Raw genomic sequence first — 14,388 nt, 5'->3', positions numbered from 1 at the left:
CCGCGCCCCTTCCGAGCCAGTCAGCCTCATGTCCGAAAAGCCGCAGAAGTCCCAAAAGTCTGAAGTCAAAGACTATTCGAAAACCCTGTTCCTGCCGCAGACCGAATTCCCGATGCGCGCCGGCCTGCCGCAGCGCGAGCCGGAGATCCTCAAGCGCTGGTACGAGATCGGCCTCTACGAGAAGCTGCGCGAGAGCGCCAAGGGTCGCGCCAAATTCGTCCTGCATGACGGCCCGCCCTACGCCAACGGCAACATCCATATCGGCACGGCGCTGAACAAGATCCTGAAGGATCTCGTCACCAAGAGCCAGCAGATGCTCGGCTTCGATTCCAACTACGTGCCGGGCTGGGACTGCCACGGCCTGCCGATCGAGTGGAAGGTCGAGGAAGAGCACTATCGCAAGAAGGGCAAGCAGAAGCCCGACTTCCGCGACAGTGCCGCGATGATCGATTTCCGTAAGGAATGTCGCGCCTATGCCACGCACTGGCTCGGTGTGCAGCGCGAGGAGTTCAAACGCTTGGGGGTGATCGGCGATTGGGATCATCCCTACGCCACCATGAGCTTTCCGGCCGAAGCCCAGATCGCGCGCGAGCTGATGAAGTTCGCCGCCAACGGCACGCTCTATCGCGGCTCCAAGCCGGTGATGTGGAGCGTGGTCGAGAAGACCGCGCTGGCCGAAGCCGAGGTCGAATACGAGGACTACACCTCCGATACGGTGTGGGTGAAATTCCCGGTGACCTCGCCCGCGCACGGCGCGCTTGCCTCCGCAAGCGTGGTGATCTGGACCACCACGCCCTGGACTCTGCCCGGCAACCGCGCCATCTCGTTCTCGCCGAAGATCGCCTATGGCCTGTACAAGGTGACGGACGCGCCCGCCGACAATTGGGCCAAGACCGGCGATCTCCTCATCCTCGCCGACGCGCTCGCTGTAGAAGTCTTCAAGCAGGCGCGCGTGACGACCTATGAGAAGGTCCGCGACGTCCCCGGCGACACCATGGACGCGATCGAATGCACCCATCCGCTGAAGGGCCTCGCCGGCGGCTACGACTTCATCGTCCCGCTGCTGCCCGGTGATCACGTCACGGATGACACCGGCACCGGCTTCGTGCACACGGCGCCCGGCCATGGCCGCGAGGACTTTGACGCGTGGATGGCGCAGGCGCGCGATCTCGATGCGCGCGGCATCAACACGGCGATCCCCTACACCGTCGATGAGAACGGCGCCTACACCGATCATGCGCCGGGCTTTGCCGGCAAGCGCGTCATCAACGACAAGGGCGAGAAGGGTGACGCCAACGAGGCCGTGATCAAGGCGCTCGTCGAAAGAGGCATGCTGCTCGCGCGCGGTCGGCTGAAGCATCAATATCCGCACTCCTGGCGCTCCAAGAAGCCCGTGATCTTCCGCAACACGCCGCAATGGTTCATCGCGATGGACAAGGACGTTGCCGCTGACGGCAAGACCAAGTCCGGCGACACGCTCCGCGCGCGCGCGCTGCACGCGATCTCGGTGACGCAATGGGTGCCGCCGTCGGGCGAGAACCGCATCAACGGCATGATCGAGGCCCGGCCGGACTGGGTGATCTCGCGCCAACGCGCCTGGGGCGTGCCGATTGCCGTGTTCGTGCGCGAGAAGGGCGACGGCTCCGCCGAGATCCTCCAGGACGAGGCCGTCAATACGCGCATTGGGGAAGCTTTCGAGCAGGAAGGCGCGGACGCCTGGTATGCGAAGGGAGCGCGCGAGCGCTTTCTCGGCCCGCGCGCGAGCGAGGACTGGCAGAAGGTCGACGACATCCTCGACGTCTGGTTCGATTCAGGCTCGACGCACGCGTTCGTGCTCGAAGACCCCGTGCATTTTCCAGGCCTCGCCGGCATCAAGCGTAAGGTCGACGGTGGCACCGACACGGTGATGTATCTGGAAGGCTCGGACCAGCATCGTGGCTGGTTCCACTCCTCGCTGCTGGAGAGCTGCGGCACGCGCGGTCGGGCTCCTTACGACATCGTGCTGACCCACGGCTTCACCCAGGCCGAGGACGGCCGCAAGATGTCGAAGTCGCTCGGCAACACCATCGAGCCGCAGGCCGTCATCAAGGAATCCGGCGCCGACATCCTGAGACTTTGGGTTGCGTCCTGCGACTACACCGACGACCAGCGCATCGGCCCCGAGATCCTGAAGAATACCGTCGAGACCTATCGCAAGCTGCGCAACACCGTGCGCTGGATGCTCGGCACGCTGCATCACTATAAGCCGGCCGACGCGGTCGCCCCTGCCGACATGCCCGAGCTCGAGCGGCTGATGCTGCACGAGCTCGCGATCCGCGCTGCCGCCATCGACAAGGCCTATCGGGAATTCGACTTCAAGACGGTGGTCGCTATCCTGTCCGCCTTCCTCAACAGCGAGCTGTCGGCGTTCTATTTCGACATCCGCAAGGACACGCTGTATTGCGATCCGCCCTCTTCGCTGACGCGCAAGGCCGCCCTGACCACCATCGACCTGTTGTGCGCCTCGATCCTGAAATGGCTGGCGCCGATCCTCAGCTTCACCGCGGAGGAAGGCTGGCGCATGTACCGGCCCGACGCCGAGCCGTCCGTGCATCTGACGCTGTTTCCGAACGATCTCGAAAGCTTGCGCGACGACAAGCTCGCGGCGAAGTGGGAGACGATCCGCAACGTGCGCCGCGTCGTCACCGGCGCGCTCGAGCTCGAACGCGCCGCCAAGAATATCGGCTCGTCGCTGGAGGCCTCGCCGGTGATCTATGTCGCCGACCGGGCCATGCTGGCGACGCTGTTCGACGTCGATCTCGCCGAAGTCTGCATCACCTCGAACTACGAGGTGCGTGAGGGCGAGGCGCCGGCTTCCGCGTTCCGTCTCGATGCCGTGCCCGGCGTCGCGGTCGTCGTCGAGAAGGCGATCGGCACCAAATGCGCCCGCTCCTGGAAGATCTCACCGACGGTGGGCGAAGACCCCGAATACCCCGACGTCACCCCGCGCGACGCTCAGGCGCTGCGCGAATGGAAGGCGCTGGGGGTCAGCGTTTAAGTTTCAACCGTCGTCCTGGCCTAGTGCGCAATTGCGCACGGGGGCCAGGACCCATTACCACCGCGGCTAATTGCAGCGAAGGCTGATGACTACGAGTCTTTCAAACAATCACCGCCTGGGGTTATGGGTCCTGGCCTTCGCCAGGACGACGACGGCAAAGACTGCGGCGGCTGTCTGCCCATGACCCCGCTCCGCGCCGGCATCATCTCCGCCCTGGTCACACTCGTCCTCGACCAGGCCTCCAAACTTTGGTTGCTGAACGTGTTCGACCTCGCTCATCGCGACGTGGTGCGGGTGACACCGTTCTTCGACCTGGTGCTGGCGTGGAACATCGGCATCAGCTTCGGCTGGCTCCAGAACGACGGCCAAGCGGCGCAGCTCGCGCTGATGGCCGTCAAAGTTGTCGCGGTAGTCGCGCTGGCGATCTGGATGGCCCGCTCCCACACCCTTCTCGCGACCATCGCGCTGGGCTTGATCATCGGGGGCGCCATCGGCAATGGCATCGACCGCCTGGCCTATGGTGCGGTGGTGGATTTCGCCCTGTTTCACATCGAAATCGGCGGACATACCTATAATTGGTACGTGTTTAACCTCGCCGACGTGGCCATCGTTGCTGGGGTGGCGGCGCTATTGTATGATTCCTTCCTGGGGGTACCCGCCGCAAAAGCGCCCTGATCCCGGCCGATACGACCGGCAGGTGGAACCCGCTTTTGCAAGGGTCAAGCCGCGTGCGAGCGGCAAACTGCCACAATTTGGAACAGGTATGGTGATGCGCAGCTCGAAGACCAGCGTTTCAATGGTTCGAGACCCCAAATGGGGGTTCTGGCGGGCATTGAAATTGTCCGCTGTCGCGCTCGGCATCGGTCTCGTCATGTCGACTGGCGCCGCCCGCGCCGGGGACGACGACGAGGAAGACGACATGACCTTCGAAGAGAAGCTCATCGACAATCTGATGTCCGGCCTCGGCGCCAAGAGCATGGAGAAGCCCGGCATCGAGTACCGCGAGCGTTCGCCGCTGGTCGTGCCGCCCAAGCTCGACCTGCCGCCGCCGGCCGCTACCCAGGCCACGAACGCGCCGAACTGGCCGAAGGACCCCGACGAGAAGCGCCGCAAGGAAGCGATTGCCGCGCGCAAGAAAGCCACCAAGGCGACGGAGAACTGGCAGGCCGCCCGGCCCCTGACCCCTGCTGAGATGAAAGCGGGTGAGGTCGCCGCGGCCCCCCGCACCAGCAATGATCCCATACAGCCGGGTGCCAACGGCAACCCGTCGCTCAGCCCCGCCGAACTCGGATACACCGGTGGTCTGTGGAACATGATGAAGGGCGGCAACAGCTCCGAAGAAAAGAAATTCGTTAGCGAGCCGCCGCGCCAATCGCTGGTCGAGCCCCCGCCTGGGTATCAGACGCCGTCGCCGAACTACGCCTATGGCGCCGGGCCTGACAAGTCGCGACGGACCTATTTCGACATCATGTCCGGCAAGGAGAAGGAACAATAACGTTCCTGTCGCGCCGCGACATCCTGACAGAACCGCACCCTGCGCCGGCGGCTCGTGCACGCCGGACGCGGTTCCAAAATTGCTTATCAGTAACTTGCCTCCGCGTTGAGTTCTCTGCTTCGTGACGCGAAGCCTCAGCCGCACGGTGTACCATGCCGTGCTTCCGAGCCGGACATCCGGATCTCGGCCTTTTACTAGGGATCATGATGTCCTCTTACCGATCGGCTGCCTGCCTCCTTGCCGCGCTGCTTTCGACGAGTGTCCTGACGGCCGGCGCGTCCCTCGCTCAGACCACGGTAACATCGGCCCCGCCCGCCAGCTTCACGCTCAGCAACGGCATGCAGGTCGTGGTGATCCCGGATCACCGCACGCCCGTGGTCACGGAGATGATCTGGTACAAGGTCGGCTCGGCCGACGAGACGCCAGGCAAATCCGGCCTCGCGCATTTCCTCGAGCACCTGATGTTCAAGGGCACCTCGAAGCATCCCGTCGGCGAATTCTCGCAGACCGTGCTCCGCGTCGGTGGCAACGAGAACGCCTCGACCTCGGTCGACTACACCAACTACTACCAGCGCGTTCCGCGCGAGCAGTTGCCGATCATGATGGAGTTCGAGGCCGATCGCATGACCGGCCTCATCCTCAAGGACGAGAACGTGCTGCCCGAGCGCGACGTCGTGCTCGAAGAGTACAACATGCGCGTCGCCAACAATCCGGACGCGCGGCTGAACGAGCAGATCATGGCCGCGCTCTATCTCAACCACCCTTACGGCCGGCCGGTGATCGGCTGGCACCAGGAGATCGAGAAACTCGATCGCGAAGATGCGCTCGCCTTCTACCGCCGCTTCTACGCGCCGAACAACGCGATCCTGGTGATCGCCGGCGACGTCGACGCCGCTGAAATCCGCCCGCTGGTCGAGCGCAATTTCGCCGCCATCCCGGCGCAGCCCGCCATCCCGGCGCGGCGCATTCGTCCGCAGGAGCCGGAGCCGGCCGCACCGCGCACAGTCACGCTGGCCGACCCGCGGGTCGAGCAGCCGAACATGCGGCGCTATTATCTCGTGCCCTCGGCGACCACGGCCGCGGCCGGCGAGAGCGCGGCCCTCGACGTGCTCGCGCAGCTGATGGGCAGCGGCAGCAATTCCTATCTCTACCGCGCCCTCGTCGTCGACAAGCCGCTCGCGGTCTCCGCCAACGCCAGCTATTCGAGCATCTCGCTCGACCCGACCCAGTTCGCGATCTCGGCCGCACCGAAACCCGGCGTCAGCTTTGCGGAGGTCGAGCAGGCGGTCGATGGCGTCATCGCCAATGTCGCGCAGAACCCGATCCGCGCCGAGGATCTGGAGCGGGTCAAGACCCAGCTCATTGCGGAAGCGATCTACGCCCAGGACAACCAGGCGGTGCTGGCGCGCTGGTATGGCGGCGCGCTGACCACGGGCCTATCGATCGAGGACATCAGGAGTTGGCCCGACCGCATCCGCGCAGTCACTGCCGAGCAGGTTCGCGCCGTTGCGCAGAAATGGCTCGAGAAGAAGCGCTCGGTGACGGGCTATCTGATCAAGGACACCGCCACCGCCAAGCGCGAGGAGAAGCGTTCGTGACCTATCCCTTCCTTCGCGCGCGTCACTTCGCGCTGTCCTTCGTTACCGGCGCGGCCCTCGCACTGGCCGCGGTCTCGCCGTCGCATGCAGCCGCAAAGATCCAGCATTTGACCTCTCCGGGCGGCATCGAAGCCTGGTTCGTGCAGGACGCAACCGTGCCGCTGATCGCCATGGAGTATTCCTTCGCCGGCGGCTCGGCCCAGGATCCCAAGGACAAGTCGGGCGTCGCCAACCTCGTCGGCGACCTCCTCGACGAAGGCTCCGGCGATCTCGACTCCAAGACCTTCCACGAACGGCTCGACCGCCGCGCCATCGAGCTCTCCTTCAACGCCACCCGCGACACCTTCCGCGGCAGCCTGCGCATGTTGCGCGACAACAAGGACGAGGCCTTCGATCTGCTCAGGATGGCGCTGACCTCGCCGCATTTCGATACGGCCGACGTCGAGCGCATCCGCTCGCAGGTCATCTCGGGACTGCGCCGCGACACCACCAATCCGACCTCGCTGGCGAGCCGCAAGTTCCTCGAGGTTGCCTTCGGCGATCACCCCTACGGCCGGCAGACCAACGGCAACCTCAACAGCGTGCCGACCATCACGGTCGCCGACTTGAAGGATTATGTCGGCCGCGTGCTCGCCAAGGATGGGCTGAAGATCGCGGTCGTCGGCGACGTCGATCCGGCCACGCTCGGCAAGCTGCTCGACCACACCTTTGGTAGCCTCCCCGCCAAGGCCAACCTCACGCCGGTCCCCGACGTCGATGCCGCAAAGCCGCCGCAGCGCGCCTTCGTGACGCTCGACGTGCCGCAGACCGTGATCACCTTCGGTGGCCCCGGCGTGAAGCGCAGCGATCCCAACTTCATGGCCGCCTACGTCGTCAACCACATCCTCGGCGGCGGTGGATTGTCCTCCCGGCTCTATCGCGAGGTCCGCGAGAAGCGCGGGCTGGCCTATTCCGTGTACGAATCGCTGCTCTGGATGGAGCACTCGGCGCTGTTCACCGGCAATACCGGCACGCGCGCCGACCGCGCCGGCGACACCATCGACGCCATCGAGAAGGAGGTCCGCCGCATCGCCGAGGAAGGCCCGACACAGAAGGAGCTCGATGAGGCCAAGTCCTACCTCAAGGGCTCGCAGATGCTGGCGCTCGACACCTCCTCCAAGCTGGCGCAGGCGCTGTTGCAGTATCAGCAGGACAAGCTGCCGATCGACTATATCGAGAAGCGTAACGCCATCGTCGATGCGGTGACGCTGGACGACGCCAAGGCTGCCGCGAAGCGCCTGTGGGGCGAGGGCCTCCTCACCGTCGTCGTCGGCCGCGCCCCCCAGGCCGCCGCGCAGCCGGTGGCGGTACCGGCGACGAAGTCGAACTGATCGGATAAAACGTCTCCTGGAATGGCCGCTCGCCGGCTTCGCCGGCCCAGCACTCAAAGTCCGGCGAAGCCATGGCGGAGCCGGGTCCCGGCCATCTGCGTTTCCACGATGCACCGTTGCCGAACGTAGATGTTCGCGATATGTCCGGACATCACGAATGGTGCCATCATGCTGCGGATATCCCGCGATCTCGTCATCGACGAGGACGACATCGAGATCGGCTTTGTCCGCGCCTCCGGGCCTGGCGGACAAAACGTCAACAAGGTCGCGACTTCAGCGCAACTGCGCTTCGACACGCGCAAGCTGACCCTGCCGGAGGATGCCGCCATCCGGCTTGCCCGCATCGCCGGACAGCGCATGACCAAGGACGGCGTGATCGTGATCCACGCCCAGCGCTTCCGCACCCAGGAGCGCAATCGGCAGGATGCCATCGACCGGCTGGTCGAAATGTTGCGCGAGGCGATGGTACGCCCGATCCCACGACGCGCGACACGGCCGACCTTCGCGTCCAAGCAGCGCCGGCTCGAAGGCAAGAAGCGGCGTAGCGACATCAAGGCCGGACGCGGCGGCCGCTTCGACGATTGATCAAGCAAAAACCTTCGGTCGCAGAGCGACCGAAGGTTTGCCGGTTCGTAAGCTGGCGTCAGTAGCGCTTGCCGGTCGCAGCACCGCCCGTAGCCGCATCGTCGGCCGTGCCCTTACGTGTCGCGCTGCCAGTGGTTCCGGCGGTACCTTTACCCTTGGTCGACTTCACGCCGACCTTCTCGCCGGCAGCCCCCTGCTGCGCGCCGACATCATCATCCTCGCTGCCCACCGTGCCGCCCTGCATGGGTTTGCTTTGCACGGTGCCTCCGGGCTTGACGCCAGATGACGTACCTTGCGCGAGAACAGGCGTCGCAATGAGGGCCGAGAGAGCGCATGCGATTGCAGAGGTCTTCACCAACTTCATCCATTTCTCCTGGATTTTTTCGCGATGAACGGCACGGCAACATCCCTGCGCCGCTCGCCTGCACCGGACCAGTTCATCGCAAAGAGAGTTTGAACGGCGCGGCTGTGATGCAACCTGCGTCGTGTGGTCATCGTTTAGGGATTTCTGGGCGGTTTCGCGGAATTGTGCTCCTCATATGCGGCAGCGCGGAACACACGCCACGCGCGAGCCCCCGCTTGCAGCGAAACAGCCCGCTACTACCACTGCATCTTTGGCGCCGCCTAGAGTTTGCGCACGCTGACTTCGAAGTGGATGGGGCGAGCTCTTGGCGATGCGCGCAGTCGTGCTGGCATTATGCACCGCGATGGTGCTGATGATGCGGGTTGCCGACGCGCAGATGCCCTTGCCGGCGGCAAGACCGCTGGATGGCGCGACACTCTTCAAACAGCAATGCGCGGTGTGCCACACCACCAACCTGTCGGAGCCGATGCGGCAGGGTCCGCCTCTGGTCAAGATCGTGGGCCGGCCCGCCGGCAAGCTCAATGGCTTTCGCTACTCGGAGAATCTCGCGAAGGCTGACTTCGCCTGGGACGAGGCAAAGCTCGACGCCTGGCTGGCCAATCCTCAAGCGGTCGTCCCCGGCGTGGTCATGGCCTACCGGCAGGCGAAGCCGGAGACGCGCGCCGCCATCATCACTTATCTCAAGGAGCAGAATTGAATGGCAAAGCCCGTCCATTCCATGATCCGCGTGCGCGACGACGCGCGATCGCTCGACTTCTACCGACGCGCCTTCGGCTTAGAGGTCGCCGACCATCTGAAATTCGCGGATTTCGCCCTGATCTATCTGCGTCACCCCCTCCTCACCTTTCGAGCTCGAGCTGACGGTGAATTTCGACCGCCAGGAGCCGTACCAGCTCGGCGACGGCTACGGCCATCTCGCCGTCGTGGTCGAAGACCTCGACGCCGAACATGCCCGCTTCGAGCGCGAGCAGCTCGCGCCGGGCCCCTTACGCGACTTCAAGCACGACGGCAGGACGCTGGCGCGCTTCTTCTTCGTCAACGATCCCGATGGCTACAAGATCGAGGTGATCCAGCGGGGCGGCCGTTTCAATTGACCAAATCACGATAATCCAAATCACAAGAATTGAAGGAGGACATGCCATGAGAGAAGTCGACCGTCGAAGCAAGCACAGCCGCCGCGTCTTTCTCAAGGGCGCGGCAACCGTCGTACCGGTTGCGGCCGTCGCGACCGGCGTCGGTGTCAGCATCGACAATGCCTGGGCAGATGAAGCGAGCGCGCTGTCGCCCGCGACAATGAAGACACTGCTGAAGGTCGCGCGCGACATCTATCCGCACGATGTGCTCGGCGACAGCTACTACATCACCGCGATCAAACCGTGGGATGGCAAGGCGGCCAAGGATCCCGCCGTCAAATCGCTGATCAGCGACGGCATCACGCGGCTCGATCAGAACGCGCGCGATCGCCACAAGGTGGCTTACGCCGAGGTGCCCTGGGAAGCCGACCGCGTGGTGCTGCTGAAGGAGATCGAGCAGAGCGAGTTCTTCCAGAAGGTGCGCGGCGACCTCGTCGTCTCGCTCTATAACCAGAAAGAGGTCTGGCCGCGGTTCGGCTACGAGGGCTCCTCGGCCGAGCATGGCGGCTACATCAACCGCGGCTTTGCCGACATCGACTGGCTGCCGAAGGCTTAACGTCACCCAACGGTTCAGGAGAACGCATATGGCAAAATTCGATCTGAACGACTCCAGCGTTGTGGTGATCGTCGGCTCCGGCGCCGGCGGCGGCACGCTGGGCAACGAGCTCGCGCAGAAAGGCGTCAAGGTCGTCATTCTCGAGGCAGGTCCCCGCATCGAGAACCACGACTTCATCAACGACGAATGGGAGAGCTTCTCGCAGCTCGCCTGGACCGATGCGCGCACCACGTCAGGCACATGGCGCGTCGCCAAGGATTTTTCGGGTCTCCCCGCCTGGATCGTCAAGGCGGTCGGCGGCTCCACCGTGCATTGGGCCGGCGCCTCGCTGCGTTTCGACGAGCACGAGTTCAGGGTGAAGAGCACCTACGGCAACATTCCCGGTGCGAATCTGCTGGACTGGCCGGTCACGCTCGCGGAGATGGAGCCGTGGTACGCCAAGGCCGAGAACAAGATGGGCGTGACCCGCACCAACGGCATTCCCGGGCTTCCCGGCAATAATAACTTCAAGGTGCTGGAGGCCGGCGCGAAAAAGCTCGGCTACAAGACCGTGCACACCGGCAACATGGCGATCAACAGCCAGCCGCGCGACGGGCGCGGCTCCTGCCAGCAGATCGGCTTCTGCTTCCAGGGTTGTAAATCCGGCGCGAAATGGTCGACGCTCTACACCGAGATCCCGAAGGGCGAGGCGACCGGCAATCTCGAAGTCCGCCCCGGCAGCATGGTGGTCAAGATCGAGCACGATGCGAGCGGCAAGCTGACCGGCGTCGTCTACGCCGACGAAAATGGCGCAATGCAGCGCCAGAAGGCGCGCATCGTCGCGGTGGCCGGCAATTCGATCGAAAGCCCGCGGTTGCTGCTCAACAGCGCCTCGACCATGTTCCCCGATGGTCTCGCCAACTCGAGCGGCCAGGTCGGCCGCAACTACATGCGTCACATGACCGGCAGCGTCTACGCCGTGTTCGAAAAGTCGGTGCACATGTATCGCGGCACCACCATGGCCGGCATCATCCGTGATGAAGCCGCCAACAATCCGAAGCGCGGATTCGTCGGCGGCTACGAGATGGAGACGCTGTCGATCGGCCTGCCCTTCATGGCGGCGTTCCTCAATCCCGGTGCCTGGGGCCGCCCGTTCACCTCAGCACTCGACCGTTATCCCAGGATGGCCGGCATGTGGCTGGTCGGCGAGGACATGCCGCAGGAAACCAATCGCATCACGCCCGACCCTGTCGTGAAGGACAAGTTCGGACAGCCGGTCGCGAGCGTGCATTTCGACGATCATCCCAACGACGTCGCAATGCGGGCCCATGCCTACAAGCAAGGCGCTGCGGTCTACGACGCCGTCGGCGCCACCGTGACCTATCCGACGCCGCCCTATCCGAGCACGCACAATCTTGGCACCAACCGGATGAGCGAGAAACCGCGGGACGGCGTGGTCAATAAGTTCGGCCAGAGCCACGACATCAAGAACCTGTTCGTCTCCGACGGCAGCCAGTTCACCAGCGGCGCGGCCTGCAACCCGACGCTGACCATCGTCGCGCTGGCCATCCGGCAGGCGGATTACATTGCGGGGGCGATGCAGAAGAAGGAGATTTGATGCCGGGCGCCCTCGCCGTCATTGCGAGCGCAGCGAAGCAATCCAGAGTCTCTCTGCAGCGACAGTCCGGATTGCTTCGTCGCAAGAGCTCCTCGCAATGACGCCGGAGGGAGTATCGTAGTTCCGTAGCCCCGATGGAGCGCAGCGAAATCCGGGGCCGCTTTCACCTGTGGCTCGAATCCCGGATTGCGCTGCGCTCCATCCGGGCTACACACTTTTGTCGGAACGACTATTCCGCCGCGTCGAGAATCGGCGCCACTGTGGCCTTGAATTCCTGAACCGTCGCAACGTTTCTGGAGCGGTAGATCAGACACGAGCAGCGCAGCAGCGAGGCGAAATTGTTGACCTCGCCATGATGATCAAGCACCTCGTTGTAGAGCGTCGTCAGGAACTTGCCGAGGCTCATGCTCTCCTTGGCCGCGATCTCCTCCAGCGTGTCCCAGAACGCCATTTCCAGCCGGATCGAGGTGCAGTGCCCGCCGATCCTTAACGAACGGGTTTGGGATTCGTAGTCGCGTTGGGGCTGGTGCGCGAAGAGATGGCACATGGCGTCCTCCCGTCCTGTTGCCATTTTTTCACGATGCTACACCGCTCCCCGGCACCTCACAATCACGACGGTGGCCGGAGACGCGTCCATCCCGGTTGCGGAATCTTCTCGAACGCCCAATGTCTTCAATGTGATAGAGAGCCCTCTTCCCCAGCCCGCCACTCCGGTGTTGCCCAGCCCATGCTTTTGACGCAACACGGCCTAGAATAGCGTCGTCTGCGAATCCCCGTTCGAGCCCCAAGATCGAGTTCATGCCCGTCCGCCAGCTTCCAGAGCAAGTCGTCAACCGCATCGCCGCCGGCGAGGTGGTCGAACGTCCGGCGAGCGTGGTCAAGGAGCTCGTCGAGAACGCGATCGATGCCGGCGCGAGCCGGATCGACGTCTTCACCGACGGTGGCGGGCGGCGGCGGATCGGCATCACCGACGACGGCGGCGGCATGACCGCGAAGGATCTCGCGCTCGCCGTGGAGCGCCACGCCACCTCCAAGCTCGACGATGAGGACCTGCTCCAGATCCGCACCCTCGGATTCCGCGGCGAGGCGCTGCCGTCGATCGGGGCAGTCGCGCGCCTCTCCATCACAACGCGGCACGCCAGCGAGCCGCACGCCTGGGCGTTGACTGTCGAGGGCGGCGAGAAGTCCGAGATCATGCCGGCGGCGCTGGCGCATGGCACGCGGGTCGAGGTCAACGATCTCTTCTACGCGACACCCGCGCGGCTGAAGTTTCTGAAGACCGACCGCACCGAGGCGGAAGCCATTCGCGAAGTGGTCCGGCGCCTCGCGATGGCGCGGCCCGATATCGCCTTCACGCTCGCGGGCGAGGAGCGCGCGCCGGTGACCTGGGCCGCGGCGCTGCCCGGTGCCGCGGGGCGCCTGACGCGGCTCGGCGATATCCTGAGCGCGGAGTTTCGCAGCCACGCCATCGAAGTCCATGCCGAGCGCGAGGGCGTCGTGGTCGCCGGCTATGCCGCCGCACCTGCGCTGACCAAAGCCAACGCGCTCGGGCAATATCTCTTCGTCAACGGCCGTCCGGTGCGCGACAAGCTGATCCTCGGCGCGGTGCGCGCGGCCTATTCCGACTATCTGCCGCGCGACCGCCATCCGGTGGTGGTGCTGTTCGTCACGCTCGATCCACGCGAGGTCGACGCCAACGTGCATCCGGCCAAGACCGAGGTGCGCTTCCGTAACGCGGGGCTCGTGCGCGCGCTGATCGTGCATGGATTGAAGGAAGGGCTTGCGCGCGAGGGACGGCGCACGGCGGCCAACAGCGGCGGTGCCGCCTTGTCCTCGTTCCGCCCCGCCTTCACGCCGCAACGGTCTGCCAGTTGGGACTGGCGCCAATCGCCATCCGTCCCGGTTGGGACGCTGCCGTCCTTCGAAGGTTCAGCAGCGCCCGCCTTCGCCGAGCGCGCGCAAGCCGCATTCGATGTCGGTGCGCCCAGTGCGGATGTGCGAATCGAGACGCAGCCCGCCGGCGATCTCGTCGACCGCCCGCTCGGCGCGGCACGCACCCAGATCCACGAGACCTACATCGTCTCGCAAACCCGCGACGGCCTGATCATCGTCGACCAGCATGCCGCGCACGAGCGCATCGTCTATGAGCGGCTGAAGGCCTCGCTGGCGGCGAACGGCGTGCAGCGGCAGATCTTGCTGATCCCCGAGATCGTCGAGATGGACGAGGCCACGGTGGAGCGCCTGCTCGATCGCAGCGAGGAGCTGGCATCGTTCGGTCTCGCCATCGAGTCCTTCGGCCCCGGCGCGGTCGCGGTGCGCGAGACGCCGTCGCTGCTGGGCAAGACCAATGCAGGCGGGCTACTCCGCGATCTCGCCGAGCACATGGCCGAGTGGGACGAGGCCTTGCCGCTGGAGCGCCGCCTGATGCATGTCGCCGCCACCATGGCCTGCCATGGCTCGGTCCGCGCCGGCCGCCGGCTGCGGCCGGAGGAGATGAACGCCCTGCTCCGCGAGATGGAGGACACCCCGAACTCCGGCCAGTGCAATCACGGCCGCCCGACCTATGTCGAGCTGAAGCTGACCGATGTGGAGAAGCTGTTCGGGCGGAGGTGACGGTGCCGTAGGGTGGACAAAGCGAAGCGTGCCCACCATT

Annotated in this window: 12 protein-coding genes and 1 pseudogene; 11 read left to right on the top strand and 2 right to left on the bottom strand. The window is 64.8% G+C overall.

Annotation, left to right across the window (positions count from 1 at the left end):
* The first annotated feature begins 28 nt into the window (after nucleotides 1-28).
* The 6 genes from ileS to arfB all read left to right on the top strand — a co-directional run bounded on the left by ileS (nucleotide 29) and on the right by arfB (nucleotide 8,085).
* Complete coding sequence (gene ileS / locus ACNJX8_RS05620) at nucleotides 29-3,037, top strand: isoleucine--tRNA ligase (protein ID WP_439359865.1); 3,009 nt, start codon at nucleotides 29-31, stop codon at nucleotides 3,035-3,037.
* Nucleotides 3,038-3,217: 180 nt separating this feature from the next.
* Complete coding sequence (lspA, locus tag ACNJX8_RS05615; RefSeq protein ID WP_439359864.1) at nucleotides 3,218-3,712, top strand: signal peptidase II; 495 nt, start codon at nucleotides 3,218-3,220, stop codon at nucleotides 3,710-3,712.
* Nucleotides 3,713-3,806: 94 nt separating this feature from the next.
* Entirely contained in the window at nucleotides 3,807-4,532 is a 726-nt protein-coding gene (locus tag ACNJX8_RS05610) for a hypothetical protein (RefSeq protein ID WP_439361812.1), read from the top strand.
* Nucleotides 4,533-4,735: 203 nt separating this feature from the next.
* On the top strand, nucleotides 4,736-6,130 hold the full coding sequence (locus ACNJX8_RS05605; protein WP_439359863.1) for a M16 family metallopeptidase: 1,395 nt from the start codon (nucleotides 4,736-4,738) through the stop codon (nucleotides 6,128-6,130).
* Nucleotides 6,127-7,500 (top strand): M16 family metallopeptidase, encoded by a 1,374-nt coding sequence (locus ACNJX8_RS05600; RefSeq protein WP_439359862.1) that lies wholly within the window; start codon nucleotides 6,127-6,129, stop codon nucleotides 7,498-7,500. The genes ACNJX8_RS05605 and ACNJX8_RS05600 overlap by 4 nt, the downstream gene beginning before the upstream one ends.
* A gap of 168 nt (nucleotides 7,501-7,668) precedes the next feature.
* Complete coding sequence (arfB, locus tag ACNJX8_RS05595; protein WP_128931409.1) at nucleotides 7,669-8,085, top strand: alternative ribosome rescue aminoacyl-tRNA hydrolase ArfB; 417 nt, start codon at nucleotides 7,669-7,671, stop codon at nucleotides 8,083-8,085.
* A gap of 58 nt (nucleotides 8,086-8,143) precedes the next feature.
* Here arfB and ACNJX8_RS05590 read toward each other — a convergent pair whose 3' ends face one another.
* Nucleotides 8,144-8,449, bottom strand: a complete 306-nt coding sequence (locus tag ACNJX8_RS05590) for a hypothetical protein (RefSeq protein WP_128931408.1) — start codon at nucleotides 8,447-8,449, stop codon at nucleotides 8,144-8,146.
* 310 nt (nucleotides 8,450-8,759) lie between these two features.
* On the opposite strand from ACNJX8_RS05590, the gene ACNJX8_RS05585 reads away from it, so the two are divergent.
* From ACNJX8_RS05585 to ACNJX8_RS05570, 4 genes and pseudogenes are all read left to right on the top strand, one after another.
* Complete coding sequence (locus ACNJX8_RS05585) at nucleotides 8,760-9,146, top strand: c-type cytochrome (protein ID WP_439359861.1); 387 nt, start codon at nucleotides 8,760-8,762, stop codon at nucleotides 9,144-9,146.
* A pseudogene (locus ACNJX8_RS05580) lies at nucleotides 9,147-9,543 on the top strand (VOC family protein).
* A 46-nt stretch (nucleotides 9,544-9,589) separates the two neighbouring features.
* Complete coding sequence (locus ACNJX8_RS05575) at nucleotides 9,590-10,138, top strand: gluconate 2-dehydrogenase subunit 3 family protein (protein ID WP_439359860.1); 549 nt, start codon at nucleotides 9,590-9,592, stop codon at nucleotides 10,136-10,138.
* Nucleotides 10,139-10,166: 28 nt separating this feature from the next.
* Nucleotides 10,167-11,735, top strand: coding sequence for a GMC family oxidoreductase (locus ACNJX8_RS05570; protein ID WP_439359859.1), 1,569 nt, complete (start codon nucleotides 10,167-10,169; stop codon nucleotides 11,733-11,735).
* Nucleotides 11,736-11,964: 229 nt separating this feature from the next.
* Here the strand turns inward: ACNJX8_RS05570 and ACNJX8_RS05565 are convergent, their stop codons facing one another.
* On the bottom strand, nucleotides 11,965-12,282 hold the full coding sequence (locus ACNJX8_RS05565) for a ribbon-helix-helix domain-containing protein (protein WP_439359858.1): 318 nt from the start codon (nucleotides 12,280-12,282) through the stop codon (nucleotides 11,965-11,967).
* Between the two features lie 251 nt (nucleotides 12,283-12,533).
* Here ACNJX8_RS05565 and mutL point away from each other — a divergent pair, with 251 nt between their 5' ends.
* Nucleotides 12,534-14,348 carry a DNA mismatch repair endonuclease MutL gene (gene mutL, locus ACNJX8_RS05560; protein WP_439359857.1) on the top strand — a complete coding sequence of 605 codons (1,815 nt, stop codon included), beginning with the start codon at nucleotides 12,534-12,536 and terminating at the stop codon, nucleotides 14,346-14,348.
* Nucleotides 14,349-14,388 lie beyond the last annotated feature (40 nt).

Source organism: Bradyrhizobium sp. SPXBL-04 (assembly GCF_051853035.1).
Lineage (GTDB): Bacteria > Pseudomonadota > Alphaproteobacteria > Rhizobiales > Xanthobacteraceae > Bradyrhizobium > Bradyrhizobium zhanjiangense.
Note: the sequence above shows the minus strand (reverse complement) of the source record. Positions and strands in the feature narration are given on the sequence as shown.